The organism is Curtobacterium sp. VKM Ac-2861 (assembly GCF_013204965.1).
Taxonomy (GTDB): domain Bacteria; phylum Actinomycetota; class Actinomycetes; order Actinomycetales; family Microbacteriaceae; genus Curtobacterium.
In genome coordinates this window covers 199,164-223,791 of sequence record NZ_JABMLA010000002.1, presented here as the reverse complement: position 1 = coordinate 223,791, position 24,628 = coordinate 199,164, and the positions used below count along the sequence as shown (strand labels likewise).

The 24,628-nt window shown below is 69.9% G+C and carries 20 protein-coding genes; 17 read left to right on the top strand and 3 right to left on the bottom strand.

Going from position 1 to position 24,628, the window contains the following annotated elements; genetic code table 11:
• The first annotated feature begins 204 nt into the window (after positions 1–204).
• The 7 genes from HQQ88_RS05820 (at position 205) to HQQ88_RS05790 (ending at position 7,864) form a co-directional block, all read left to right on the top strand.
• Positions 205–1,599, top strand: a complete 1,395-nt coding sequence (locus HQQ88_RS05820; protein ID WP_235035783.1) for a branched-chain amino acid ABC transporter permease — start codon at positions 205–207, stop codon at positions 1,597–1,599.
• 12 nt (positions 1,600–1,611) lie between these two features.
• A complete protein-coding gene (locus tag HQQ88_RS05815; RefSeq protein ID WP_123293176.1) occupies positions 1,612–2,598 on the top strand; it encodes a branched-chain amino acid ABC transporter permease in 987 nt (328 codons plus the stop codon).
• Complete coding sequence (locus HQQ88_RS05810; RefSeq protein WP_123293178.1) at positions 2,591–3,493, top strand: ABC transporter ATP-binding protein; 903 nt, start codon at positions 2,591–2,593, stop codon at positions 3,491–3,493. Before HQQ88_RS05815 ends, HQQ88_RS05810 begins: the two co-directional genes overlap by 8 nt.
• Positions 3,490–4,308: an ABC transporter ATP-binding protein gene (locus HQQ88_RS05805; RefSeq protein WP_123293180.1), complete on the top strand. Its 819-nt coding sequence runs from the start codon at positions 3,490–3,492 to the stop codon at positions 4,306–4,308. Before HQQ88_RS05810 ends, HQQ88_RS05805 begins: the two co-directional genes overlap by 4 nt.
• A gap of 189 nt (positions 4,309–4,497) precedes the next feature.
• On the top strand, positions 4,498–4,689 hold the full coding sequence (locus HQQ88_RS05800; protein WP_173168917.1) for a hypothetical protein: 192 nt from the start codon (positions 4,498–4,500) through the stop codon (positions 4,687–4,689).
• Positions 4,690–4,793: 104 nt separating this feature from the next.
• Positions 4,794–5,912, top strand: coding sequence for a GuaB3 family IMP dehydrogenase-related protein (locus HQQ88_RS05795; RefSeq protein WP_123293181.1), 1,119 nt, complete (start codon positions 4,794–4,796; stop codon positions 5,910–5,912).
• A 65-nt stretch (positions 5,913–5,977) separates the two neighbouring features.
• Complete coding sequence (locus HQQ88_RS05790) at positions 5,978–7,864, top strand: glycerol-3-phosphate dehydrogenase/oxidase (RefSeq protein ID WP_173168916.1); 1,887 nt, start codon at positions 5,978–5,980, stop codon at positions 7,862–7,864.
• Between the two features lie 132 nt (positions 7,865–7,996).
• Here the strand turns inward: HQQ88_RS05790 and HQQ88_RS05785 are convergent, their stop codons facing one another.
• Positions 7,997–8,497, bottom strand: coding sequence for a hypothetical protein (locus HQQ88_RS05785; RefSeq protein ID WP_173168915.1), 501 nt, complete (start codon positions 8,495–8,497; stop codon positions 7,997–7,999).
• 75 nt (positions 8,498–8,572) lie between these two features.
• Between HQQ88_RS05785 and HQQ88_RS05780 the strand changes: the two genes are divergently transcribed.
• Genes HQQ88_RS05780 through guaA form a run of 5 tightly spaced genes read left to right on the top strand, consistent with a single transcriptional unit; the run spans position 8,573 to position 13,377 of the window.
• Positions 8,573–9,103, top strand: a complete 531-nt coding sequence (locus HQQ88_RS05780; RefSeq protein WP_173168914.1) for a TrkA C-terminal domain-containing protein — start codon at positions 8,573–8,575, stop codon at positions 9,101–9,103.
• Between the two features lie 3 nt (positions 9,104–9,106).
• Positions 9,107–10,558: a cation:proton antiporter gene (locus HQQ88_RS05775; RefSeq protein WP_132099123.1), complete on the top strand. Its 1,452-nt coding sequence runs from the start codon at positions 9,107–9,109 to the stop codon at positions 10,556–10,558.
• A gap of 5 nt (positions 10,559–10,563) precedes the next feature.
• Positions 10,564–11,343 (top strand): SURF1 family cytochrome oxidase biogenesis protein, encoded by a 780-nt coding sequence (locus HQQ88_RS05770; RefSeq protein ID WP_123671443.1) that lies wholly within the window; start codon positions 10,564–10,566, stop codon positions 11,341–11,343.
• Positions 11,344–11,353: 10 nt separating this feature from the next.
• Positions 11,354–11,800 carry a DUF3817 domain-containing protein gene (locus HQQ88_RS05765; RefSeq protein WP_111083416.1) on the top strand — a complete coding sequence of 149 codons (447 nt, stop codon included), beginning with the start codon at positions 11,354–11,356 and terminating at the stop codon, positions 11,798–11,800.
• A complete protein-coding gene (gene guaA / locus HQQ88_RS05760) occupies positions 11,797–13,377 on the top strand; it encodes a glutamine-hydrolyzing GMP synthase (protein ID WP_111083415.1) in 1,581 nt (526 codons plus the stop codon). The genes HQQ88_RS05765 and guaA overlap by 4 nt, the downstream gene beginning before the upstream one ends.
• 316 nt (positions 13,378–13,693) lie before the next feature.
• Here the strand turns inward: guaA and HQQ88_RS05755 are convergent, their stop codons facing one another.
• Both HQQ88_RS05755 and HQQ88_RS05750 read right to left on the bottom strand, forming a co-directional pair.
• A complete protein-coding gene (locus HQQ88_RS05755; RefSeq protein ID WP_111083414.1) occupies positions 13,694–14,566 on the bottom strand; it encodes a Bax inhibitor-1/YccA family protein in 873 nt (290 codons plus the stop codon).
• Between the two features lie 36 nt (positions 14,567–14,602).
• Positions 14,603–15,592 (bottom strand): DUF817 domain-containing protein, encoded by a 990-nt coding sequence (locus HQQ88_RS05750; protein ID WP_173168913.1) that lies wholly within the window; start codon positions 15,590–15,592, stop codon positions 14,603–14,605.
• Between the two features lie 106 nt (positions 15,593–15,698).
• Between HQQ88_RS05750 and HQQ88_RS05745 the strand changes: the two genes are divergently transcribed.
• The 5 genes from HQQ88_RS05745 to HQQ88_RS05725 all read left to right on the top strand — a co-directional run bounded on the left by HQQ88_RS05745 (position 15,699) and on the right by HQQ88_RS05725 (position 24,507).
• Positions 15,699–16,709: a glycerophosphodiester phosphodiesterase family protein gene (locus HQQ88_RS05745; protein ID WP_123293190.1), complete on the top strand. Its 1,011-nt coding sequence runs from the start codon at positions 15,699–15,701 to the stop codon at positions 16,707–16,709.
• A gap of 12 nt (positions 16,710–16,721) precedes the next feature.
• The gene (locus HQQ88_RS05740; protein WP_173168912.1) at positions 16,722–19,169 is read left to right on the top strand and encodes a UvrD-helicase domain-containing protein; all 2,448 of its coding nucleotides are present in this window, start codon (positions 16,722–16,724) and stop codon (positions 19,167–19,169) included.
• 150 nt (positions 19,170–19,319) lie between these two features.
• On the top strand, positions 19,320–20,741 hold the full coding sequence (locus HQQ88_RS05735; protein WP_367916983.1) for an aspartate aminotransferase family protein: 1,422 nt from the start codon (positions 19,320–19,322) through the stop codon (positions 20,739–20,741).
• Positions 20,738–22,114, top strand: coding sequence for a SidA/IucD/PvdA family monooxygenase (locus HQQ88_RS05730; RefSeq protein ID WP_173168911.1), 1,377 nt, complete (start codon positions 20,738–20,740; stop codon positions 22,112–22,114). Before HQQ88_RS05735 ends, HQQ88_RS05730 begins: the two co-directional genes overlap by 4 nt.
• On the top strand, positions 22,111–24,507 hold the full coding sequence (locus HQQ88_RS05725) for a GNAT family N-acetyltransferase (RefSeq protein WP_216834244.1): 2,397 nt from the start codon (positions 22,111–22,113) through the stop codon (positions 24,505–24,507). Before HQQ88_RS05730 ends, HQQ88_RS05725 begins: the two co-directional genes overlap by 4 nt.
• Positions 24,508–24,628 lie beyond the last annotated feature (121 nt).

Genomic DNA, 24,628 nt, shown 5'->3' with positions numbered 1-24,628 from the left:
GAGAACGCAACGGCGGGTTCCGGATAGCACATGGTAACGCGCGTGGGCCGTCCCGCTATTCCGCGTTCCGCCTGGGAGAACGGATCGCGGCTCTCCTCCACACAGGTCACGGTTGCGCGACGACTCACAGCGGGAACGAGTTGGAAACACGGGTGTCACACAATCCCCATAGCGTCACTCGACATCCGAACGAGAGGCTCTTCCGTGGGATCCATCACTCCTCCGGGACGGGCGCAGCCGCGCCTGTTCCGCCTCCGCCAGGCCCGGCGACGACCGGTCCTGGCGGCCGTGCTCGTCGCCGCGTTCCTGGCGACCTTCCTGATCGACTGGGCGGTCACCCTGCCGGCCTTCAGTGCCACGTCGGCACCGGCGACCAGCCAGGCCTGCACCGTCAGCCCGACGAACGGGTGCATCCAGGGCACGATCACCGACTCCGAGCGGGAACCGGCCGACGACGTCGACGTCGACGTCGCCGGGCCCGGCGGCTTCGCCGAGACCGCCACCACGAACGCCGACGGCCGCTGGTCGGTCAGCGTCGACGAGGCCGGCGAGTACACCGTGAGCGTCGACCAGGACACCCTGCCGAAGGGCCAGTACCTGACGAACGCGGCGGACGCGGAGCGCAAGGTCCAGGCGACCCTGAACGCCAACGTCGGGCAGATCTTCCAGCTGTCCGACCAGAAGGGCGCCACCACGACGACGGACTCGTCGAGCGTCAGCCCGCAGCGGGCCTGGCAGCAGTTCGCCTCGGGGATCCGCCTCGGCCTGCTCATCGCGCTGGCGTCGATCGGCCTCTCGCTCATCTACGGCACGACGGGGCTGTCGAGCTTCTCGCACGGCGAGCAGGTCACCCTCGGCGGGCTGCTGGCCTACGTGTTCGCGAACCAGCTCGGCTGGAACATCTGGGTGACCGGCATCGTCGTCACGCTGCTGTGCGCGGCGACCGGGTACCTGCAGGACGCCGGGATCTGGCGGCCACTGCGGCGCAAGCGGATCAGCCTCACGCAGCTCATGATCGTGACGATCGGTCTGTCGATCGCCGCCCAGTACGCGTTCCAGTACTTCTTCGGCGCCGCGACCGTCCGGATCCAGCAGGGCAACCCCGAGACCGTCCGGTTCGCCGGGGTCACGCTCACGGTGCAGTCCTACGTGGCGATGGGCATCGCGCTGGTCGTCCTGATCGCGACCGGCCTGTTCCTGGCGAAGACCCGCTTCGGCCGGGCCACCCGCGCGGTGTCGGACAACCCGGCGCTCGCCGCGGCGTCCGGCATCGACGTCGACCGGGTCATCCGGTTCGTGTGGACGCTCGCCGCCGGTCTCGCCGGCCTGTCCGGCGTGATGCTCGGCCTGGTGCTGAACGGCGTGAACTGGCAGACCGGCCTGCAGCTGCTCCTGCTCATGTTCGCCTCGGTGACCCTCGGTGGTCTCGGGACGGCCTACGGCGCGCTGGTCGGATCGATGATCATCGGCGTCGTCGTCGAGCTCACGAACCTCGTGCTCCCCGGTGACTTCAAGTACGCCACCGCCCTCGTCATCCTCATCCTCATCCTGCTGTTCCGGCCGCAGGGCATCTTCGGCCGCGCCGAGCGGGTCGGCTAAGGGAGCACGCGCATGGACTACATCCTCAACCTGCTGTCCTCGCTCACCCAGGAGGCCCTCGCCCCGACCACCGCGGCGTTCGCCCTGGCGGCCATCGGACTGAACGTGCACTTCGGCCTGACCGGGCTCGTGAACATGGGCCAGGCGGCGTTCCTGCTGCTCGGCGCCTACGGATTCGCGATCTCGATCACGAACGGGCTGCCGTTCGTGATGGCCGTGCTCATCGCCCTGCTCGTCGCCATCGTGTTCGCGATCATCCTCGGCGTCCCGACGTTGCGGCTCCGCGGCGACTACCTGGCGATCGTGACGATCTCCGGCGCCGAGATCATCCGCATGGTCGGCCGCTCCAGCCTGCTGACCACGACGACGGGTGGCTCCAACGGCATCACCGGGTCGAGCTACCGCGACCCGTTCACCGCCCTGAGCCCGCTGCCGGACGGCACCACGACCATCCTCTGGTTCACCTACGCGAACAACGGCGTCAACGGCTGGTGGATCCGCATCGCCGCCTGGGCCCTCGTCGCGCTGTTCACCTTCGTGCTCTTCCTGCTCATGCGCAGCCCCTGGGGCCGTGTCCTGAAGGCGATCCGCGAGGACGAGGACGCCGTCCGCTCCCTCGGCAAGAACGTCTACTCGTACAAGATGCAGGCGCTCGTCTTCGGTGGTGCGCTCGGAGCGCTGGCGGGGATCATCTACGTCCTGCCGAGTTCGGTGCAACCGGACGCCATGGGCCGCTCGATGACGTTCTTCATCTGGACGGCGCTCATCCTCGGCGGTGCCGCGACGGTGTTCGGTCCGGTGCTCGGCGCAGTCCTGTTCTTCGTCGTCCGGCTCTTCATCCGCACCCTGGCCGGCGACTTCATCCCCGACTCGATCATGAACGCCCAGCAGGCCGAGCAGTTCTCGTACGTGCTCGTCGGCGTCGCGCTCATGCTCCTGATCGTGTTCCGACCACAGGGCCTGCTCGGCAACAAGAAGGAGCTGACGTTCAGTGTCTGAGACCTACGGCTACACGAAGGCCGACCCGATCCTCACGGTCGACGGCGTCACCCGGCACTTCGGCGGCATGACCGCCGTGGACGTCGACCACCTCGAGGTCCAGCGCGGCTCCATCACGGCCCTGATCGGCCCGAACGGCGCCGGCAAGACGACCTTCTTCAACCTGCTGACCGGCTTCGACAAGCCCAGCCCCGGCGCCCGGACGCAGTTCAACGGCGCCACGCTGCAGAAGACCAGCGCGACCCACATCGCCAACCGCGGCATGGTCCGCACCTTCCAGCTGACGAAGGCGTTGTCGCGGCTCACCGTGATGCAGAACATGCTGCTCGGCGCCCGCGACCAGCCCGGCGAGAACTTCTTCGCCGCGCTGATCAAGCCGGTGTGGGCGAAGCGCGAGCGGGAGATCACCGCGAAGGCCGAGGACCTCCTCGCCCGCTTCAAGCTCGACGACAAGGCGGACGACTACGCCGGGTCGCTGTCGGGCGGCCAGCGGAAGCTCCTCGAGATGGCCAGGGCACTGATGTCCGACCCGACGATGATCATGCTCGACGAGCCGATGGCGGGCGTGAACCCCGCGCTGACCCAGTCGCTGCTCGGGCACATCCAGTCCCTGCGCGACGACGGCATGACCGTGCTGTTCGTCGAGCACGACATGCACATGGTCCGGCACATCTCGGACTGGGTGGTCGTGATGGCCGAGGGCAAGGTCGTCGCCGAGGGCCCGGCGGACACCGTGATGGACGACCAGGCGGTCATCGACGCGTACCTGGGCGCGCACCACGACACCGACCTGGGTGACGACTCGCTCCTCACCGAGGAGACCTTCGAGGAACTGGCGGAGGAAGTCGCGGAAGAAGACGCGGCGGACGCAGCAGCAGAGGAGAAGACCCGATGACGGACGCAGTCGACCCCACGAACGCGAGCAGCGCCTCCAGTCCGGAAGCGCCGAAGGCGAGCACCGCCACGCTGGAACGCGAGCCGGTGCTGAGCGCGAAGAACCTCGTCGCCGGCTACCTGCCGGGGGTGAACATCCTGAACGGCTGCGACCTGGACTGCTACCCCGGTGAGCTGATCGGGATCATCGGGCCGAACGGTGCGGGCAAGTCCACGCTGCTCAAGGCCCTGTTCGGTCTCGTGTCGATCCGCGAGGGGTCGGTCACGTTGCAGGGTGAGGACATCACGAACCTCAAGGCGAACAAGCTCGTGCAGGCCGGCGTCGGCTTCGTCCCGCAGACGAACAACGTGTTCCCGTCGCTGTCCATCGAGGAGAACCTGCAGATGGGCCTGTACCTGCGGCCCCGCAAGTTCGCCGAGCGCCTCGAGGTCATCTACGACCTGTTCCCGGTGCTCGCGCAGCGCCGCGGCCAGCGTGCGGGGTCCCTGTCCGGCGGTGAGCGGCAGTCGGTCGCCATGGCACGTGCGCTGATGATGGACCCGAAGGTGCTGCTGCTCGACGAGCCGAGTGCCGGGCTGTCCCCGGTGCGGCAGGACGAGACGTTCCTGCGGACCCGCCGGATCAACAAGGCCGGTGTGTCGATCGTCATGGTGGAGCAGAACGCGCGACGCTGTCTGCAGATCTGCGATCGTGGGTACGTGCTCGACCAGGGGAGGAACGCGTACTCGGGCACGGGGAAGGAACTCGCGGACGACCCGAAGGTCATCGAGCTGTACCTCGGGACGCTCGCCAAGGACGTCGACGCGGGGCGCTAGCGCACTGTGTCGACTGCGGGTACCGCTGTGGGGGTGGTATCCGCGACGGGCGGGGCCGTGCGTGGTCGCTTCGCGCCGCACGGCCCCGCTCCTGCATGCGGTTGTCCGTTGGCCCACCCCGGTGCGTGGCCGGCTCCGGTTCTGCCGGGAGGCCCGCCCCGCGTCCGCCGGGTCGGTATCGTTCCGCAGGTGCAGAGACTGTCGGCGGGTGCGATGGACGCCCTGGTGTGGGTGGTCTTCGTCGCGCTGTTCGTCGGTGCGGCGCTGCTCGTGAAGGTGGCGGCTGCGCTCCTGGTCGTGCTCGTGGTGCTCGCGCTCCTGCTCGGCTTCGTGCTGCGGGTGCTCCGCAAGCGACGCCGGACACCGCGCCGCCCCCGCTGACCTCGCACCATGCGCGGCGCACCTCGCACGGTGCGAGGCCGCCAGCCGCTGACCGCACCGTCCGGTCCGTGCACGCCCCCGGACCTGCCCGGTAGGCTTGCCGGGTGAGCGAAGTCGAGATCGGTGCAGGCAAGCGCGGACGTCGGGCGTACGCGTTCGACGACATCGCGGTGGTCCCCTCCAGGCGCACGCGTGACCCGCGCGACGTCAGCGTGCAGTGGTCGATCGACGCGTTCACCTTCGCGTCGCCGATCCTCTCCGCGCCGATGGACTCCGTGTCCTCGCCGGCCACGGTCATCCAGATGGGCAAGCTCGGCATCCTGGGCGTCCTCGACCTCGAGGGGCTGTGGACCCGCTACGAGGACCCGACGCCCTACTACGACGAGATCAAGTCGCTCACCGACGGCAACGTCACGAAGCGCATGCAGGAGATCTACTCCGAGCCGATCAAGCCGGAGCTGATCACCGCGCGCCTGGCCGAGATCCGTGCCGCCGGGGTGCCGGTCGCCGGCTCGCTCAGCCCGCAGCGCACGCAGGAGTTCTCGAAGACGGTCGTCGACGCCGGTGTCGACCTGTTCGTCATCCGCGGTACGACGGTCTCGGCCGAGCACGTGTCGCAGAACGAAGAGCCCCTCAACCTCAAGAAGTTCATCTATGAGCTCGACGTCCCGGTGATCGTGGGCGGTGCCTCGACGTACACGTCGGCGCTGCACCTCATGCGCACCGGTGCCGCCGGTGTCCTCGTCGGCTTCGGCGGCGGTGCTGCGTCCACCACGCGTGCCGCGCTGGGCATCCACGCGCCGATGGCCACCGCGGTCGCCGACGTCGCGGGTGCGCGTCGTGACTACCTCGACGAGTCGGGTGGCCGCTACGTGCACGTCATCGCCGACGGCGGTCTCGACACCGCCGGCGACGTCGTCAAGGCGATCGCGGTCGGTGCGGACGCCGTCATGCTCGGTACCGCGCTCGCCCGTGCCACCGAGGCACCGGGCGGCGGCTTCCACTGGGGTGCCGAGGCGCACCACCCGGAGCTGCCCCGAGGCCGGCGGGTCGAGGTGGGCACGATCGCCCCGCTCGAGAACGTGCTGAACGGCCCGACCCCGACGTTCGACGGCCGCGCCAACCTCGTCGGTGCGCTGCGCCGCTCGATGGCGACGACCGGATACTCCGACGTCAAGGAGTTCCAGCGAGTAGAAGTGGTCGTGGCGCCGTACCACCAGTGATCCTGGTGGCACCCGCGCACCGACGCGGGTGACGCTTCGGCGCCGACCGTGACCCGGAGGCGACGATGGCGAAGTCCAGCACCACGAAGCAGACCAGTTCGGCCGGACGTCCTGGCGACGTCGTGCCGGGGGCGGGATTCGACCCCGCGGCCAAGCTCGGCCCCGACGAACGCGCGGCGGCGATCGAGACCCTCAAGACGAAGGAACTCGACGTCCTGGTCGTGGGCGGCGGCATCGTCGGTGCGGGCAGTGCGCTCGACGCCGTCACCCGCGGCCTGACCGTCGGCATCGTCGAGGCCCGTGACTGGGGTTCCGGCACGTCGAGCCGTTCGTCGAAGCTCGTGCACGGTGGCATCCGCTACCTGGAGCAGTTGAACTTCGGGCTCGTGCGCGAGGCCCTCATCGAACGCGGCCTGCTGCTGCAGCGGATCGCCCCGCACCTGGTGAAGCCGGTGCGCTTCCTCTACCCGCTCAACCACCGCGTGTGGGAGCGGTTCTACATCGGCATCGGCATGGCGATGTACGACGCCTTCAGCTGGTCCGGCGGGCGACCGCCCGGGGTCCCGCACCACCGGCACCTCAGCCGCACGCAGGTGCTCCGCTCGATGCCGTCGCTCAAGAAGGACGCCTTCGTCGGTGGCATGACCTACTACGACGCGCAGGTCGACGACGCCCGCTACGTGGCCTCGCTCGTCCGCACGGCGGCATCCTACGGCGCGCACGCCGCGAGCCGGATCCGGATCGAGGGCTTCATCAAGGTGGGGGAGCGCGTGGTCGGCGCCCAGGCCCACGACATCCAGACCGGCGAGCGGTTCGAGATCCGCGCGAAGCAGGTCGTGAACGCCACGGGCGTCTGGACGGACGACACCCAGGCGATGATCGGCACCCGCGGGCAGTTCAAGGTGCGGGCGTCGAAGGGCGTGCACCTGGTCATCCCGCGCGACCGGTTCCAGTCGAACATGGGCATGATCCTGCGCACCGAGAAGAGCGTGCTGTTCGTGATCCCGTGGGGCAGGCACTGGCTGGTCGGCACGACCGACACCGACTGGTACCTCGACAAGGCGCACCCGGCGGCGACCGCGGCCGACATCGACTACATCCTCGAGCACGTCAACAAGGTGCTCCGCGTCCCGCTCACCCGTGAGGACGTCGAGGGCGTCTACGCCGGCCTCCGTCCCCTGCTGGCGGGGGAGTCCGACCAGACCTCGAAGCTCAGCCGCGAACACGTGGTGGCGCACACGGTGCCCGGGCTCGTGGTGGTCGCCGGCGGCAAGTGGACCACCTACCGGGTGATGGGCAAGGACGCCATCGACGAGGCCGTCGCCGCGATGGACGGCAAGATCCCGGCGTCGACGACCGAGGACATCCCACTGCTCGGGGCCGAGGGCTACCCGGCCGCGTGGAACCGTCGCGCACGGACCGCCCGCAGCTTCAACGTGCACAAGGTCCGCATCGAGCACCTGCTGAACCGCTACGGCACCCTGGCCACCGAGGTGCTGCAGCTCGTCGAGCACGACCCTGCCCTGGCCGAGCCGCTGCCGGGAGCCGACGACTACATCGGTGCCGAGGTCGTCTACGCCGCCTCGCACGAGGGGGCCCTGCACCTGGAGGACGTCCTCGCCCGCCGCACCCGCATCTCGATCGAGGCCTGGGACCGCGGCGAGTCGGCGGCCCCGGTCGCCGCGAAGCTCATGGCCGACGTGCTCGGCTGGGACCAGGAGACCACCGAGCACGAGGTGTCGAACTACCTGAAGCGTGTGGCCGCGGAACGCGAGTCGCAGCTGCAGCCCGACGACGAGAGCGCGGACCGGGTGCGGCTCGAGGCACCGGACATCGCGTTCGGCTTCGACGAGGACGACGTGGTCGTGGGCGGCGGCCGTTCGGACGGCGCCGAGGGCGCGAAGGCCTCCGACGAGCAGGTCGTCGGCGAGAAGACGAGCGAGCCGGAGTAGCGACCCGCGTTGCGGACGCGGCCACGGGCCTCTCCCCACCGGCACGGCCGTGACGCCGCTGGCGCGTCGCCCCGGAACCGGCGGCGTGGGCCCAGACCGGGAACTCCGGACGGGAGGCCCGTGGTGCGTCCGTCAGGCGGCCAGCGTCCCCGACACGGCGCGGCCACGGCGTCGCTCGCCGACGACGAGCACGACCGGGATCGCGAGCAGCGCGACGAGGCTGGTGACGTAGAGGACACCGGCCCAGATGGTGTGGTCCTCGCCGCCGATGCCGTAGCCGTCGGCCACGTCCATCCCGAGCTGGAAACCGGAACCGAACACCTGGACGGCGCCGGCGGCCACGATCGCCAGCAGCCAGGCGGCGGCGACGTGTGCCGTCGTCCTCCGGACCAGCGTCACGATCAGGACCGTGACCGCCAACGCGATGCCGACCGCCGCGATCACGAGCACGGCCACGACGTCGGTCCGCACCCGGTACCCCTGCGCGTCGAGGTGGCCGTAGATCGCACCGAGCGACTGCCCCGGCACCGCGCCGAGCGGATCGAGCACGAGCGCGTTGAGCGCCAGCAACCCCGCGTACAGCGTGACGACCAGCGTCCCGACGACCCCGACGACGATCCGAGTTCTCCCCATCCACAGAACAGTAGCGACCGGAATGCGCGGGGCCGTGCGGTGGTTAGCATGGGCGTACTCGAAAAGGGAGCCATCATGGTCGACGTCCATCGCGTCAAACTCCCCGGAGTCGGCGTGCTGCACAGCTTCTACACCGACGACGGTGGCAAGTGCGGTGTCATCACGCACCGGTCGGGTCACTCCGACCTCATCTCGTTCGCCGACGTCTCCGACGGCGCGGACAAGTCCGAGAAGGTCTCGCTGCGTCTCAGCGAGGACGAGGCGCACACCCTCGCCGAACTCCTGGGCGGCACCCGGATCACCGAGGGCCTCGACAAGCTCGACGAGATCCCCGGGCTGTCCATCGACTGGTTCTCGGTCGACTACGACGACGCGATCGCCGGCAAGCCGCTCGGTGACCTGCAGGACTCCGGCTTCATCGGCCTGACCGTCGTGGCCGTCGTCCGTGGCGACAGCGCCAACCCGGCACCCTCGCCGGACTTCGTCGTCTTCCCCGGTGACACCATCGTCGTCGCCGGTTCCCCCGAGAAGGTCGCCAAGGCCTTCTCCTTCTACCGCAGCGGAGAGCTTGCGGCCGCATCGGCCGAGGCCCCGCGGAAGAGCTAGCGCATGCACCTGGGCGGTGAACTGCTCACCATCGGGGTGCTGTTCGTCATCGCCTACGTGCTCGGGCGGCTCGGCAAGACCATCGGTCTGCCGGCGATCCCGATCTACATGATCGTCGGGCTCATCGCGAGCCCGCACACGCCGTGGATCGGCCTGAACGTCGAGTCGCACACGATCGAGCTCATCGCGACCTTCGGGCTCATCCTGCTGCTGTTCAACCTCGGGTTGGAGTTCGACCAAGAGGAGTTCTACGGCAACGCCGGCAAACTCCTGGTGTCCGGCGGCACCTACGTCGTCATCAACATGGGCGTCGGGTTCGCGTTCGGGTTCTCGCTCGGCTGGGGCACCCGTGAAGCCCTGATCATCGCCGGCATGACGGCCACCTCGTCGAGCGCGATCGTGACGAAGCTCCTCATCGAGCTGCGACGACTCGCGAACGACGAGACCCCGATGATCCTGGGCGTCACGGTCATCGAGGACGTCTTCATCGCCGTCTACCTGGCGATCGTCTCCGTCGTGCTGTCCGGCGACACCAACGCCTGGGCCGTCGTCGGCAAGCTCGCGCTCGCGTTCGGCTTCCTCATCGTGATGTTCACGCTCGCCCGGTTCGCCGGCAAGTGGGTGTCGAAGATCTTCGCGACGCGTGACGACGAACTCTTCACGGTGCTGTTCTTCGGGCTCGCCGTGATGTTCGGTGGCATCGGCGACCTGCTCGGCGTGACCGACGCCATCGGCGCGTTCGTCATCGGGCTGCTCTGCGGCGCCACCCGGTACCGCGACCGCATCGAACAGCTCGCCCTGCCGATGCGTGACGTCTTCGCCGCGTTCTTCTTCGTGAACTTCGGCCTCGGCCTCGACCTGTCGACCTTCGGCGAGGTGCTCTGGCCGGTCCTCGGTGCGATCGGCATGACGGTCGTGCTCAACGCGGTCGCCGGGCAGATCGTCGCGCGCATGAACGGCTTCAACGTCCAACAGGGGATCAACACCGCCGTCATCCTGGTGAACCGTGGCGAGTTCGCGCTGATCCTCGCGACGCTCTCGGCTGCCGCCGGACTGGAGGCCCGGATCACCGCGTTCGCGGGCCTCTACGTCCTCGTCATGGCGATCCTCGGGCCGCTGCTCGCGGTGAACTCGGAGCGGATCGGCCGCCTCGTGGTGCGCCCCGCCCGCCTCGCCCGCCTGCGCGGACGACTCGGTGGTCGCCGGGCGGTCGCCGCGGCTGCCGCCGCCGAGGCGGCAGAGGCCGAGGAAGCCGAAGCAGCGTCCGCGGCCGCGGTCCGCCGTGCCGAGCGGGACCGCCAGTTCGCGGAGGAGTTCGCGCTCGTGGAGGCCGCTGGCAGGGACGAGCAGGAGAATGGGTCACCGGAGGCGACCGACGAACCCGTCACGTCGCCCGTCGAGATCCCCACCGAACGCCCCGAGCGTCCGGTCCGACAGCGCGATCCGGAGTACTGATACAGATGTGGGCCGTTGCCCGACGACCGAGGTGGATCGCGCTGCTGTTGCTGGCGCTCGTGCTCGCGGCGGTGTTCGCCGGGCTGGGCAAGTGGCAGCTGGAGCGGAGCATCGCCAACGGCAAACCGCTGCCGGCGACCACCGAGACCCGCAAGACGCTCGAGGCGGTCACCGCCCCGGAAGAACCCGCGAGCGAGACCATCGCCGGCCAGAAGGTCACCGTCACCGGCACGTTCGTCGCCGGCGACACCACGATCCTGACCGGCCGCACCGGGGGTGGGACGTACCAGACCGTGGGCCACTTGGTGGACTCGGATGGTGGGGCGAGCCTCCCGGTCGTCATCGGGTGGTCCGACCAACGGTCGGCCGCCGTCGCCGGTGGTGACCGCCTGACGGACGGGCAGACGCTCACGGTGCAGGGCCGGTACTACCCCGCCGAGTCGCCCGACCAGGACACCTACAAGCAGGCGGAGTACTCCGCCGTGGCACCCGCGCGCTTCGTGAACACGTGGAAGGCGTTCGACGACCGGATGTACCTCGGGTACGTCGTCGCCGACGGTGCCACCGCGCAGGCCGCCGACCTCGGCACCATCGCCGACCGGGCGCCGTCGCGCGAGGTCCAGTTCGACTGGCTGAACCTGTTCTACGCGATCGAGTGGGTCGTCTTCGCCGGCTTCGCGGTGTTCCTCTGGTACCGGTTCGTGAAGGACGCCTGGGAGCGCGAGGAAGAGGAGCGGCGTGAGGCTGCCCTCAGCGTCGACGGGGCCCTCGCGGACCGACGGTAGGCTGGTCGTCATGGCCTTGACCGTCCGAACCCGCGACATCCCGAAGATCCCGGGTGCGGTGAAGTGGTACCGCGTCTCCGCGTACATCACCGGCGTGCTGCTGCTGGCCCTCGTGATCGAGGTCATCATCAAGTACACGCCGCTCCAGCTCGAGATGCAGCTCGGCAACGGCCCGTTCTTCGTGCCGAACGGCACGGCCGGTGAAGCACCCGGCACGTTCAACCTGTCGATCGCGATCCTCATCGCGCACGGCTGGCTGTACGTCCTCTACCTCTTCACGGACTTCCGTCTGTGGAGCATCATGCGCTGGAAGCCCTCCCGCTTCCTGCTCATCGCCCTCGGTGGCATCATCCCGTTCATGTCCTTCGTGGTCGAACACCGCATGCAGCAGAAGGCCATGGACACCTACCACGAGCTGATCGCTGCCCAGCAGCGTGAGAAGGAGGCCGCTCGGTGAGCGAGACCGAACAGCGTCCCGTCCTCGTCGTCGACTTCGGGGCCCAGTACGCGCAGCTCATCGCGCGTCGGGTCCGTGAAGCGAACGTCTACAGCGAGATCGTCCCGCACTCCATCACGGCGGAGGAGATCCGCGCGAAGGACCCCGCAGCCATCGTGCTGTCCGGTGGTCCGTCGTCCGTGTACGAAGAAGGTGCGCCGTCCCTCGACGGCGACATCCTCGACCTCGGCGTCCCTGTGCTCGGCATCTGCTACGGCTTCCAGGCCATGGCGACCGCCCTCGGTGGCGAGGTCGCGAACACCGGCCTGCGTGAGTACGGCGCGACGTCCGTCGACGTCAGCGGCACCGACAGCGTCCTGCTCGGCGGGCAGCCCGGGTCCCAGGTCACGTGGATGTCGCACGGCGACTCCGTGGCGAAGGCCCCCGAGGGCTTCGAGGTCCTCGCGTCGAGCGCGTCGACCCCCGTCGCGGCCTTCGCGTCCGACGAGCGCAAGCTCTACGGCGTGCAGTGGCACCCCGAGGTGAAGCACTCCGAGCACGGCCAGGCCGTCCTCGAGAACTTCCTGCACCGCGCCGCCGGTCTGCCCGGCGACTGGAACTCGAGCAACGTCATCGACGAGCAGGTCGCCCGGATCCAGGCCCAGGTCGGGTCGAACCGCGTGATCGCCGGCCTGTCCGGCGGTGTCGACTCCGCCGTCGCCGCAGCCATCGTGCACAAGGCCGTCGGTGACCAGCTCACTTGCGTCTTCGTCGACCACGGGCTCCTCCGCGCCGACGAGCGCAAGCAGGTGGAAGAGGACTACGTCGCTTCCACCGGTGTCCGGCTCATCACGATCGACGCCGAGCAGCAGTTCCTCGACGCCCTCGCCGGCGTGAGCGACCCCGAGCAGAAGCGCAAGATCATCGGGCGCGAGTTCATCCGCACGTTCGAGGCCGCGGCCGAGGCACTCGTGCTCGAGGCGCGTGGGGACGGTGACGACGGCGAGGTCAAGTTCCTCGTGCAGGGCACCCTCTACCCCGACGTCGTCGAGTCCGGCGGCGGAGCGGGTACCGCGAACATCAAGTCGCACCACAACGTGGGCGGCCTGCCCGAGGACATGACCTTCGAGCTCGTCGAGCCGCTCCGTGCGCTCTTCAAGGACGAGGTCCGTGCCGTCGGTCGCGAGCTCGGCCTTCCCGAGGTCATCGTCGGCCGCCAGCCGTTCCCCGGACCGGGGCTCGGCATCCGCATCGTGGGTTCGGTCGACAAGCAGCGGCTCGAGCTGCTCCGCGCCGCCGACAAGATCGCGCGCGAGGAACTCTCCGCAGCGGGCCTCGACGGGGAGATCTGGCAGTGCCCGGTCGTCCTGCTCGCCGACGTCCGCTCCGTGGGTGTCCAGGGTGACGGCCGCACGTACGGGCACCCGATCGTGCTCCGTCCGGTCTCGTCCGAGGACGCCATGACCGCGGACTGGACGCGCCTGCCGTACGACGTGCTCGCGAAGATCTCGAACCGCATCACGAACGAGGTGCCCGACGTCAACCGGGTCGTGCTCGACGTCACGTCGAAGCCGCCGGGGACGATCGAGTGGGAGTGACGCTCCCCTGAACGACCGGAGGCCCGGCACGCCCTGCGTGCCGGGCCTCCGCGCGTCCGGGGGGGGCGCGTGCGTCGGGCGTGCGGGCGTGCGCGTGCGTCGGGCGTCGGGCGTCCCCGAGGTTCCGAAATCTCGGCATCTCGAGCCTCCCCCGGGGCGCCAGTGGAACCTCGGCGTCGGACTGGCGGCATGTCGTGGAACCTCAGCGCCGCAGGGACGGCGAGTCGTCACGGCCCCACAGCCCCACGCCCCCACAGCGCCCCGGGAACGACGAAGGGCCCCGGCAGCGCCGGGGCCCTTCGTGGACGCGGTGGTGCTAGTTGCGCGCGCTGCTCGCGACGATGGCGAGGATGCGCAGGATCTCGAGGTACAGCCACACGAGCGTCACGATGAGGCCGAACGCCGCGGTCCACGCGTAGATCTTCGGGGCGCCACGCTGGACACCGGTCTTGATCTGGTCGAAGTCGAGGATCAGCGAGTACGCCGCCATGACCACGACGAAGATGCCGATGAGGACGCCGAGCGGGATACCGAACAACGTCACACCCATGAGGCCGAAGGCGCTCTGGGTCACACCGGTCCACATCAGGACGAGGTTCACGAGCGAGAACGCCATGTACCCGACGATCGCGATGAGGAAGAAGCGGGTGGCCTTCGGGGTCGCACGGACCTTGCCCGACAGGAACAGGAGCAGCGTGACCGCGAACACCCCGAGGGTGCCGAACACGGCCTGGGCGACGATGCCGCCAGTCTGCGTGAAGTTGTACTCGAAGAAGTTCGAGATCCCGCCGACGAAGAGCCCCTCGAAGAACGCGTACGTCAGGATCAGACCCGGCGACGGCTTCTTCTTGAAGGTGTTCACGAGCGCCAGGACGAACCCGACGATCGCGCCGACGATCCACACGATCGGGGGCAGGTTCCAACCGGCCACCGCACCGACGAGCAGCACGCCGAAGGCGAGCAGCGTCTTGACGATGGTGTCCTCGTACGACATGCGGTCGGTGTCGACCGTCGATGCCGCCGGGCGGTCGTACATGTACTGCAGCTGCTCGGGGGTCATCCCGCCCTGTGCCTGCTGCGGGGTCTGTCCCCAGCCGGCCTGCTGCTGACCAGCGCCGCGCCCGCCCCAGGTGTTGGGTCCCTGGGCGTTGAAGGCGGGGGACTGGTCGAAACCGGGCTTGAAGGCCATGGTGTCCTCTTCCTAGGAGATATGAGTCCTCTCAGCCTAGGTGCGCTCGGTCGCGGAAGGCTGAGGATTCGCGGCGAGCGGACGCGGGCCCGGAGGCCCTGACGACGGCAGCCTATGGGCACCCGCTGCGCGCGCGCCTCGAAGTCGTCGAGAGTCCGCCGTCCAACGCGCCGAGCCGGACGGCAGCGCCGGGTAGAGCCAGGTGACGAGCGCGACCGAGATCGTCATGAGCAGGAACCACGCCACGATCTTCGTCGGGGCCACCGGGTGCCAGACGGCGAGCTGCGCGGGGTAGCTCCAGGCCCCGGCCCAGGTCGCGACGTTCTCGGCGAACCAGATGAACACGGCGACGAGTCCCATGGCGACGAGCACCGGCATGCGCATCGTCGATCGGTGGATCCGGACGTGCATGGTCGTGCGGGCGAAGAGCAGCACGACGAGTGCGAACAGGACCCAGCGGGCGTCGGGCAGGAAGTGGTGGCCGAAGAAGTTCAGGTACACGCCAGCCGCGACGACGGCGAGCAGCCACTGACGCGGGTACCGGTCGAACCGCAGGTCGAACAGGCGGTGCACACGGACCATGTACGACCCGACCGCGCCGTACATGAACCCGGAGAACAGCGGGACCCCGGCGATGACGAGCAGCCCGCCGGGTTCGTACGACCACGAGCCCATGTGCGTCTTGAAGACCTCCATGGCAGTGCCGACGACGTGGAAGAGCAGGACGACCCGGAGTTCCCGCACGGTCTCGAGCCCGAACACGAGCATGCCGAGCTGCAGCAGCACCGCCACGACGGTCAGCACGTCGTTCCGGAACGCCGCCGGCACGGTCAGCGAGGCCACGGCCATCGAACCGAGCAGCAGCGCCCCGAACGCGCACGCCCACGCCTGCTTCGCGCCGAACACCAGGAACTCGGTGACGAACAGCCGGACGGGCCGGTGCGGCTGGTGCCCGGCGTCGAGCAGTCGGCGGGCGGCACGGTCGATCCTGGCCTCGACGGCGGTGGAGAGCGATCGGACGGTCATGCAGCGATGGTCAGCGCCGATGCTGAGATGCACGGGCTCCGGCCGGGCGCGTGTGTCCCGCGACACAGGACGGTCCGCCGTCACCCTGGCCCAGTATGGTCGCGCCATGACCCTCGTGATCGCCCACCGCGGTGCGTCCGGCTACCGCCCCGAGCACTCGCGGAGCGCGTACGAACTCGCCATCGAGCTCGGTGCCGACGCGATCGAGCCGGACCTGGTGCCCACGAAGGACGGCGTGCTCGTGCTCCGCCACGAGAACGAGGTGTCCGGCACCACCGACGTCGCGGACCACCCGGAGTTCCGGCACCTGCGCACGACGAAGACCGTCGACGGCCAGAGCCTGTCCGGCTGGTTCACCGAGGACTTCACCTGGGCCGAGCTGCAGACGCTCCGCACCCGGGAACGTCTGCCCGCCCTGCGGCCCGGGTCGGCCGAGCACGACGGCGAGGAGCCGATCCTGCGCCTCGAGGACCTGCTCGCGATCCTCGACGCCGCGCCTCGTCCGGTCGGGCTGGTCGCCGAGGTCAAGCACGCGGCGTTCTTCGACCGCGCGGGCTTCCCGATGGGCGAACTCGTCGACCGCACGCTCGGTGACGCCGGGTGGCGCCGTGACGAGCGGCTCACGGTCGAGAGCTTCGAGAAGGGCGTGCTCCGCGACCTGCGCGAGCGGCACACGGGTGGTCGGCTGGTGTACCTCCAGGAGGCCCGTGGCAGTGCCGCCGACGAGGTCGCGTCCCACGGATCGCTCGCCCCCACCTACGCCGCGGAGCGTTCCGAGGACGCGCTCGCGTCGTTCGCGACCGAGTTCCACGGCATCAGCGTCGACCTCGGCACGCTGATGGCCGGGGTGGACAGCGTCGCGCTCGAGGACCCGACGCCGGTCCGGAGCGCGATCGTCGACCGTGCGCACGCCGTGGGCCTCGCGGTGTACACGTGGACGCTCCGACCGGAGAACCGGTTCCTGCCCGGGCCGCTGCGCCGCGGTGGGGACGTCGCGGCCTTCGGTGACTGGGAGCGCTGGTACACCTCGGTGATCCGGACCGGCCTCGACGGGGTGTTCGCGGACCACACCGACCTGGCGGTCCTCGCCCGGTCGGCTGTCGGGGGTCCCGCTTAGACTGTCCCGAACATGACGATCGTGCTCGACCCCTTCGAATCGACGCCCGAGCCGGGCGCCGGTGCCCGTGCGTACGAAGACCCGTTCACCGCGGGTCTGAACCCCCAGCAGAAGGAAGCCGTCGAGTACCGCGGCGAGTCCCTGCTGATCGTGGCCGGTGCCGGATCCGGCAAGACGAGCGTCCTCACGCGTCGCATCGCGCTGCTGCTCGCCAACCGTGAAGCCTGGCCGTCGCAGATCCTCGCGATCACCTTCACGAACAAGGCCGCGGCCGAGATGCGTGAGCGCGTCCGGGCCCTGGTGGGTGGCGAGTCCGACGGCATGTGGATCTCGACGTTCCACTCGGCGTGCGTGCGCATCCTCCGGCGCGAGGCGGAGCGGTTCGGGTTCGCGCAGTCGTTCACGATCTACGACTCCGCCGACTCCAAGGCCCTGCTGAAGCGGATCATCAAGGACCTCGAGGCGGACACGCTCGGGCTCACGGTGGGCGCCGCGGCGTCGAAGATCTCGAAGCTCAAGAACGAGCTGCAGGACATCGACTCGTACGCGCGCAACATCAACGTGAACGACCCGCAGGAAGTCATGTTCACCGAGGTCTTCCGTCGGTACACGAACGACCTGCGCCGGGCGAACGCGTTCGACTTCGACGACCTCATCGGCCAGACCGTCTTCCTGTTCCGGGCGTTCCCCGAGGTCGCTGCGCTCTACCAGCGGCGCTTCCGCTTCATCCTGGTCGACGAGTACCAGGACACCAACCACGCGCAGTACTCCCTGATCCGCGAGCTCACGCGTCCGGTGCCGGTCGAGCAGGTCGACAAGCTCGAGGACTCCGGCCAGCACGTCGCCCGCATGCGCGAGCGCGACGGGTCGATCGCCGGAGCGTCCCTGACCGTGGTCGGCGACTCGGACCAGTCGATCTACGCGTTCCGCGGGGCGGACATCCGCAACATCGTCGAGTTCGAGCGCGACTTCCCGAACTCCAAGGTGATCCTGCTCGAGCAGAACTACCGCTCGACGCAGACCATCCTCGACGCCGCGAACGCCGTCATCGCGAACAACTTCGACCGGCAGGCGAAGAACCTGTTCACCGACGTCGGCGCGGGCGAGAAGATCGTCGGCTTCACCGGGTACACCGGCCACGACGAGGCCCAGTTCGTCGCCGACGAGATCCAGCGCCTGCGCGAGGACGGCATGGACTACCGCGACATGGCGGTGTTCTACCGGACGAACTCGCAGACCCGTGCGCTCGAGGAGATCTTCATCCGCGCGGCGATCCCGTACCGGGTGCTCGGCGGTACGAAGTTCTACGAGCGCGCCGAGATCAAGGACGCCATGGCGTACCTGATCACCGTGGCGAACCCCGCCGATCCGATGGCGCTCCGTCGTGTGCTCAACGTGCCGAAGCGCGGCATCGGCTCCGTCACCGAGACGACCCTGCAGCGCTACGCCGACGAGCACGAGACCACGATGCGCGATGCCCTGCGGCACGCGGGTGAGCTCGGCTTCGGGCCGAAGGTGCGGAACGCCATCACCGAGTTCGCGGCGCTGCTGGACTCCGTGTCCGAGAAGGCACCGACGCAGCCGGTCGTCGACACCCTGACCCAGCTGCTCGACGGCTCCCACCTGCTCGAGAACCTGCGGAAGTCGCCCGACGCGCAGGACGCCGCTCGCGCCGACAACATCGACGAGCTCGTGGCGGTGACGCGCGAGTTCCAGAAGAACAACCCCGAGGGCACCCTGACGGACTTCCTGACCGAGGTCTCGTTGGTGGCCGCGGCGGACGAGCTCGACGACTCGTCGGGCACGGTGTCGCTCATGACGCTGCACACGGCCAAGGGGCTGGAGTACGAGGCCGTGTTCCTGACCGGGGTCGAGGAAGACCTGCTGCCGCACCGGATGTCCGCGAACGAACCGGGCGGTCCCTCCGAGGAACGCCGGCTGTTCTACGTCGGCATCACCCGCGCGAAGAAGGTCCTGTTCCTGTCACTGGCGATGACCCGCGCCCAGTTCGGTGACGTCAACGTCGCCATGCCGTCGCGCTTCCTGCAGGAGATCCCCGAGGGGCTCATCGAGTGGAAGCAGTCGCCGGGCATGGCGAACAGCCGTGGTGGCACGCAGCCCCGTGCGCTCAACGCGAAGCGCGAGGGCGGCATCGGCGGCGGCGGCGGTGGCGGTGGTTACCGCGGCGGTGGCGGCTGGGGCGGTGGCTCGTACGACCGCGCGGCCGCTGCGTCGAAGACCCGCCCGAAGACCGAGTGGGCGAACCGGGTGTCCGGCCAGGTCCGCGACAACGGCGACATGGAACTCGTCGCCGGCGACCGGATCAAGCACGTCGACTTCGGCGAGGGCACCGTCTCGGCGGTGACCGGCCAGGGCGCGAAGCGCATCGCCGAGATCGCGTTCGACTCCGCGGGCCGCAAGAAGCTGCTCATCAAGATCGCGCCGATCGAGAAGCTCTAGCCAGAGCCGGCTGAACGTCCGTACACCCCGCCGGTTCCCCGGCGGGGTGCGTTCGTCGTGGGTACGACGACGTCGCGCCACGCCCGAGACCTGGGAGTCCACCCCTGTTCGGGTGACACCGAAATCCAGGTGAGGTTAGCCTTACCTAACGTGACACCCATCGAACTGCTGACCACTGCCAACGCCGAGCGCTACCGGTCGACCGTCGGGTCGACGGTGGACCAGCTCGCCGACCGACTCGCCACGGTCGACCGCCCGACGACCGCGACCGCCCCCGACGCGCTCCACGACCGGGTGCGCGCGGTCGACCTGGACGCCGCTCCCGTCGGGACGGAACGGGCGCTCGCCGAACTCGACGACCTGTTCGTCCGCGAGGCCGTGTGGTTCCACGACCCCGGCTACCTCGCGCACCTGAACTGCCCGGTCGCACTGCCCGCGGTCGCCGCCGAGTCCGTCCTCGCCGCGGTGAACCCGTCGGTCGACACCTGGGACCAGTCCCGCATCGGCACGGACATCGAACGCCACGTGGTCGACTGGCTGGCCCGCCGGGCTGGGTTCGCTGCCGGTGACGGAGTGTTCACCTCGGGTGGCTCGCAGTCCAACCTGCAGGCGCTGCTGCTGGCACGCGAAGCCGTCGGAGTCGCCGGCACCGTGTTCACGACGGCGGAGACCCACTTCAGCATCGCGAAGTCGGCACGCCTCCTCGGTCTCGAGGCCGTGGTCGACGTCGCTACCGACCACACCGGTCGGATGCAACCGGCAGCCCTCGCGGAGGCGATCGCCGCGACCCGGGCAGCGGGCCGTACCCCGATCGCGGTCGTCGCGACCGCCGGCACCACCGACCGCGGGGTCATCGACCCGATCGAGCCGATCGCCGACGTGTGTGATCTCGAGGACGTCTGGCTGCACGTCGACGCCGCGTACGGCTGCGGGCTGCTCGTCTCCCCGACGCGTCGGCACCTGCTCGCCGGCATCGAGCGGGCGCGCAGCGTGACGACCGATCTGCACAAGTCGTTCTTCCAGCCGGTGTCCTCGAGCGCGCTGCTCGTCCGTGACCCGGCCGACCTGCGCCGAACGGCCTGGTACGCCGACTACCTCAACCCCGAGGACGCCGCCGAGCCGAACCAAGTCGACAAGTCGCTGCAGACCACCCGCCGCTTCGACGCCCTGAAGCTCTGGGCCACCCTGCGCGCGACCGGGGCCGACGCGATCGGCACCGCGTTCGACGCCGTCATCGACCTCGCCGCCGCCACCCACCGGATCGTCGAGGAGCACCCCGACCTGGTGCTCGTCGCCCCGACGCAGCTCAGCACCGTGCTCTTCCGCTGGCAGCCGGCCGGGGTGACCGACGAGCAGGCCGACGCGCTCGTCGCCCCGATCCGTGCGGCGCTGCTCGCCGAGGGCCGGGTCCTCATCGCGAAGACCGTGATCGACGGCCGACCCTGCAACAAGCTGACGCTGCTCAACCCCGAGACCACCCCGGCGCAGATGCGCGCCTCGCTCGACCACGTCGCCGCGACGGCGGAGCGCGTCCGAGCCGTCACCACCACCACGGAAGGAGCGATCCGATGAGCCACGATGAGCAGCCCGTCCACGACCTGATCGGCATCGGCATCGGCCCGTTCAACCTCGGCCTCGCCTGCCTCACCGACCCGCTCGACGACCTCGGCGCGGTGTTCCTCGACGCCGCCGACGGCTTCGCCTGGCACCACGGCATGATGCTCGACGACGCCACGATCCAGGTGCCCTTCATGGCGGACCTGGTGACGATGGCCGACCCGACCTCGCCGTTCTCGTTCCTCGCGTGGCTCAAGGAGACCGGCCGCCTGTACCCGTTCTACATCCGCGAGGACTTCCACCCCCTGCGCAGCGAGTACGACGCCTACTGCCGGTGGGCCGCCGACCGGCTCGACACGCTCCGGTGGGGCCGGTCCGTCACGGCGGTCGAGCACGACCCGGCGACGGACGTGTTCACGGTGCACGCCGAGACCGATCAGGGTCCCGAGACGTACCGCGCACGCCACGTCGTGGTCGGCATCGGGACGGAGCCGTCGGTCCCCGCCCCGCTGCGGGGGATCGCCGGACCGGTGATCCACTCCGCCGAGTTCCTGCCGAACCGCGACGCGCTCCGCGGTGCCGCCTCGATCGCGGTGGTCGGCAGCGGGCAGTCCGCTGCCGAGGTCTACCGCGAGCTGCTCGAGGACCTGCGCCAGGACGGCTACCGACTCGACTGGATCACCCGGTCGCCGCGGTTCTTCCCGATGGAGGACACGAAGCTCACGCTCGAGATGACGAGTCCGGAGTACACGGACCACTTCCACGGCCTGCCCGAGGATGCTCGCGACCGCCTCGGGCGCGAGCAGCGCGGACTGTACAAGGGCATCAGTGCGGGCCTGGTCGACGAGCTCTACGACCAGCTGTACCGCATCAGCGCTCGAGGCCCGATCCCGACGACCCTGCGCACCGAGACCAGTGTCGTCGACGCCGAGTGGCTCGCCGACCGGGGGACGTACCGGCTGACGCTCCGCCACGAGCAGCTCGGCGAGACCTACGAGCACGAGGTCGAGCGGCTCGTCCTGGCGACCGGCTACACGCCGCGCACGCCGCGGTTCCTCGACCCCGTCGAGCACCTCGTCGACCGTGACTCCCGTGGTCGCCTGGCCGTCGCGCGCGATCACCACGTCGACACCCTCGGCGGACGCATCTGGGTGCAGAACGCCGAGGAGCACACGCACGGCCTGACCGCGCCCGACCTCGGCATGGGTGCGTGGCGGAACGCGTCGATCATCCGGTCCGTCACGGGTCGCCCCGTGTACGGCCTGGAGGCCCGGATCGCCTTCCAGGAGTTCGGCCTGCCCGCCACGGACCAGTCCACCGCCGCTCCCGCCGGTGCGCACCGCGCGCCGGCCCGGCAGGCGACCGAGCGCACGGAGGTGCCCGCATGAGCGCGCACCTGACGGGTGCCGACGTGACGGGTAGTGGACTGACCAGTGCGCCCGAGGCGACGGTGTCTGCCGGAGCCGCTCCGGGCCTCCTGGCCGTCGAACCCGTGGACCCGGAACGCGACGCCGCCGTCGTCCAGTCGTGGCTCGCCCACCCGGCGTCGTCGTGGTGGGAGATGGGCGACCTCGACGTGGACGGCGTCCGGGACTACCTGACCGGCGTGCAGGCGGACCCGGCGCAGGCTGCGTGGCTCGGCCGACGCGACGGTGAGCCGTGCTTCCTGGTCGAGACCTACGACCCCGCCGCCGTCCTGCTCACCGACGTGTGGGCGGCGGAGCCCGGCGACGTCGGCATGCACCTGCTCGTCGCACCGGTGCCGGCCGGCGGCCGCGTGCACGGGCTGACGAGCGCCGTGATGCGCGCCGTCGTCGAGCACTGCCGCGACGTCCTCGGCGCGCGGCGGGTCGTCGTCGAGCCGGACGTGCGGAACACCGCGGTGCAGGCGAAGAACGCCGAGGTGGGCTTCCGCGCGCTGCGCCAGATCGACGTCGACGGCAAGCGGGCACTGTTGTCGGTGCTCGACACCGACCGGATCGGCGTGCCCGACGACGGCGGTCCGGCCGCGCACCTGCGACCCGAGCACCTGGAACCCGCCGAACGCCACCTGGTGGCGAAGGCCATCGCCGAGTTCACCCACGAGCGGCTGATCGCACCCGTGCCGGACGGGGAGGGGTGGCGGCTCGACGCGGGGGACTCGACCTACCGGTTCCGGGCACGCCAGCACGTGCTCGAGCACTGGTCGATCGACCAAGCCTCGCTGACGCGCACTCGCGCTGGGATGCCGGCGTCGCTCAGTGCGCAGGACTTCGTGCTCGAACTACACGAGGTGCTCGGGATCCCCGACGAGCTCCTCGGCACGTACCTGGAGGAGATCGCCTCGACCCTGGCGAGCGCCGCTGCGAAGCACCGGCGGGGTGGGCCGTCCGCCGCGCAGCTCGCGCGTGGTCGGTCCGCTGCGGGCTCGTCCGTCGAGGCTGCCGTCGCCTCGTTCCAGGACGTCGAGGCGGCGATGACCGAGGGTCACCCGGCCTTCGTCGCCGCGAACGGGCGGATCGGGTTCGGACTCGATGAGTACCGGGCCTTCGCACCCGAGGTCGGCGGCCGGTTCCGGTACCGGTGGCTCGCCGCCCGACGGGAGCACACGCACCTGGCGCTCGCCGCCGACCGGACGGAGCAGATGCACTGGCAGGCGGAGCTCCCCGAAGCGGTCGTGGCCGGGTTCCGCGCCACGCTGGAACGTCGGGGCCTCGACCCCGACGACTACGTGTGGATCCCCGTGCACCCCTGGCAGTGGCAGCACCGGATCGCCGTGACGTTCGCACCCGACCTGGGGCGGCAGGACCTCGTCGACCTCGGCGAGGGGCCGGACGAGTACCAGCCGCAGCAGTCGATCCGCACCGCGTTCGACCGCTCGGACCCGACGCGCTCGTACGTCAAGACGGCGCTCGCCGTGCAGAACATGGGGTTCCTGCGGGGGATGTCGCCCGCGTACATGCGGAACACTCCGGCGGTGAACGACTGGGTCGAGTCGATCGTCAGCGCCGACCCGACGCTGGCCTCGGTCGGGTTCTCGGTGCTCCGTGAGCACGCCGCCATCGGTTACACCGGCGACGCGTACCACCGGGTCGACGTGTCGTCGCCGCAGCGCAAGATGCTCGCGGCCCTGTGGCGGGAGAGCCCGCTGCCGCGGGTGACGGACGGCGAGCGACTGCTGACGATGGCGGCGTTGCTGCACCGGGACGCCTCGGGGAACGCCGTCGTCTCGGCGCTGATCGAGGCATCGGGGCTGCCTGCCGACGAGTGGGTCCGACGCTGGCTCGACGCCTACCTGTTGCCCGTCGTGCACTGCCTGACCGTGCACGACCTGGTGTTCATGCCGCACGGCGAGAACCTCGTGCTCGTCGTCCGCGACGGCGCCGTCGTCCGTGCCGTCATGAAGGACATCGGGGAAGAGGCAGCGGTGCTCGGGCGCCACGACGATCGTCCCGTGCCCGCCGACATCGACCGGATCGTGCACCCGGTGTCCGACGACGAAGCCGCGCTCGCCGTGTTCACCGACGTGTTCGACGGGGTGCTGCGGTTCGTCGCGGCGATCCTCGACGACGACGGGGTGCTGCCGGAAGGCCGGTTCTGGGAGGTCGTGGGGGAGTGCATCGACGCGCACGCCGCCGCGCACCCGGACCGCCGGCGGCCGCTGGACCTGCGGGTGCCGACGTTCGAGCACTCCTGCCTGAACCGATTGCAGCTGCGGAACACCCTGTCGATGGTCGACCTGACGGACCAGTCGTCGTCGCTCATCCGGGCGGGGGCGATGACGAACCCGATCGGACGGTAGCGCGGTTCCGTTCCGCGCTCGCTCTGCGTCGGCAGGTGCGTCGGCGTCACGTCGGCCGGTTCCGCTCCCACTCGCACAACCAAAGTGCGCTCGCGCCGCGGAATCCCGCGGTTCGAGTGCA